We start from the raw sequence: 863 nt of genomic DNA, 5'->3' as shown, positions 1-863 counted from the left end.
GCCACCACGGCGGAGGCGCCGCAGATCCCGGTGCCGGAGCCGACGAGCACGCTCAGGGTGTCCGGCAGCCGGAGCGCCCGTCCGAGCACCACCGCCAGGGTCAGGGTGCTGCCCACCGCGAGCACCACCAGTGCGAGCCCGCCCATGCCGACCGAGAGCATGTCCTGCAGCACCAGCCGGAAGCCCAGCAGTACGATGCCGGTGCGCAGCACGTAGTGCAGCGTCCAGCGGATCCCGGGTTCCATGGACGCCGGGATCGGCACGCACAGGCGCACGAGCACACCGGCGAGGATGCCCACGGTCAACGCGCTCAGGGGGACGGCCTGGTTGAGCGCCGGCCAGGCGGCGATGGCGTAGGACAGGCCGGCGAGCACGGCGCACAGGGCGAGCCCCGGGGCGACGGCGGCAAAGCGATCCAGCGCCGGGGACGGCCGGCGGGCGGTGGTGGTCTCGGCGGGCATGTCGGTCTCCGTCGGTAAAGGATGGCGAGACGGTACCCGCGGGAATTATTCCGTAAAATCGATTATTATTTATTTATAACTTAGGCAATACTGAATCGTCGCGCTCATGCATCGCTTCACCCTGCGCCAGCTCGAGATATTCGCGACGGTCGTGCGCACCGGTCAGGTCAAGCGTGCGGCGTCGACGCTGCACCTGAGTCAGGCGGCGGTCAGCCAGGCCCTGCACGAGCTCGCCGATGCCCTCGGGATCACGCTGTTCGAGCGCCGCGGCCGGGAGATCGTGCCCACGGCGGCGGCGCGTCAGCTGCTGGAACTCGTGGCGGCGCCGATGGCGGCGCTGGAGGACGTCCCCGCGCAGCTCGCGCCGGGGGATGCCGCGGCAGAGCTGAGCGGGGAGGTGCA

The 863-nt window shown here is 70.2% G+C and carries 2 protein-coding genes; one reads left to right on the top strand and one right to left on the bottom strand.

Annotation, left to right across the window (positions count from 1 at the left end; translation table 11 throughout):
- Positions 1–461: putative sulfate exporter family transporter (locus G7A99_RS21880; protein WP_163144060.1), on the bottom strand; the 461-nt coding region annotated here is incomplete at its 3' end.
- 106 nt (positions 462–567) lie between these two features.
- Between G7A99_RS21880 and G7A99_RS21875 the strand changes: the two genes are divergently transcribed.
- Positions 568–863 (top strand): LysR family transcriptional regulator (locus G7A99_RS21875; RefSeq protein WP_163144058.1); only part of this gene is annotated, 296 nt, incomplete at its 3' end.

This window comes from Arhodomonas sp. KWT (assembly GCF_010993615.1).
Note: the sequence above shows the minus strand (reverse complement) of the source record. Positions and strands in the feature narration are given on the sequence as shown.